Genomic DNA, 1,379 nt, shown 5'->3' with positions numbered 1-1,379 from the left:
GCCCGGAGCGGTCCTGCTGGCCGGCGACGCCGGGGCGGGCAAGACCCGCGTCCTGCAGGCCTTCGCTGCGCGCGCCGCCGCCGACGGCGCGACCGTCCTGCGCGGGCACTGCGTCGACTTCGGCGCCGCGGGCCTGCCGTACCTCGCCTTCGCCGAGGCGCTCGGCGCGCACCTGTCCGCCACCTCCGCCGCGGTCCCGGCGGGCCTGGCCGCCCTGCTCGGCACCCCCGCCCCCGAGCGGCCGGCCGGTGGTCCTGGCGGCGTGGACGCCGCCGCGGAGTCCTCCGCGGTCGAGGTCGGCCGGATGCAGCTGTTCGAGCAGGTCGCCCGCTTCGTCGGCGCGCTGGCCGCCTCCTCGCCGGTGCTGCTCGTGCTGGAGGACCTCCACTGGGCCGACCCGTCCTCCCGCGACCTGCTGCGCTACCTGCTCGGGCGGATGCGCCGGGAGCGGGTGCTCGTGGTCGCGAGCTACCGCAGCGACGACCTCCACCGTGCCCACCCCGTGCGCGGGCTGCTGGGCGACCTGGCCCGGCTGCCCCACGTCCGCCGGGTGGGGCTGGCGCCGTTCGACGCCGACGGGATGGCCGCGTTCCTGTCCGCCCTGGCCGGCGGTCCCGTGCCCCCTGCGACGGTGCGCCGCGTCCTGGCCCGATCCGAGGGCAACGCGTACTTCGCCGAGGAGCTCTTCGCCGCCGGCGACCGCCCGGGGGTGCCGGACGGGCTGGCCGAGGTCCTGCTCGACCGGCTCGAGCGGCTGGGCCCGGCGGCGCGCGACGTCGCCCGGGTCGCGGCCGTGGGCGGGCGCCGGGTCGCCGACGACCTGCTCCTGGCCGTGAGCGGGCTGGACCGGGTGGCGCTGGACGACGCGCTGCGGGAGGCGGTGTCGGCGCAGGTGCTCCGCGCCGAGGGGGAGCGCTACGCCTTCCGCCACGCCCTGCTCCAGGAGGCGGTGTACGCGGACCTGCTGCCGGGGGAGCGGTCGCGCTGGCACGCCGCCTACGTCGCGGTCCTGTCCGGGCGGACCGGCGCCGGCGACGGGCCAGGCGCGGCCGCGGAGCTGGCGCACCACGCCCTGGCGGCCCACGACGTCCCGACCGCGCTGTCCGCCTCGGTCCGGGCGGCCGAGGACGCCACCGAGCTGCTGGCCCCGCGCGAGGCCCTCGCGCACCTGGAGCGGGCGATCGAGCTGTTCGACTCCGTCCCGGACGCGGCCACGGTCGCCGGGCTCGACGCGGTCGACCTCCACCGCCGGGCCGCGGGGTACGCCGACCGGTGCGGCCGGGTCGAGCGCGCCGTCGCCCTCGCGCGGGAGGCGCTGCGGCGCGCGGAGGAGGCGGAGGACGCCCGCTGGGTCGCCCTGCTGCACCACCGGCTCGCCC

1 protein-coding gene is annotated in these 1,379 nt (G+C 79.8%); it reads left to right on the top strand.

The genetic code is table 11. The features are described from left to right. A partial coding sequence (locus WCS02_RS20325; protein WP_340296134.1) for an ATP-binding protein occupies nt 1–1,379 on the top strand: 1,379 nt, incomplete at both ends.

The organism is Aquipuribacter hungaricus (assembly GCF_037860755.1).
GTDB lineage: Bacteria > Actinomycetota > Actinomycetes > Actinomycetales > JBBAYJ01 > Aquipuribacter > Aquipuribacter hungaricus.
Note: the sequence above shows the minus strand (reverse complement) of the source record. Positions and strands in the feature narration are given on the sequence as shown.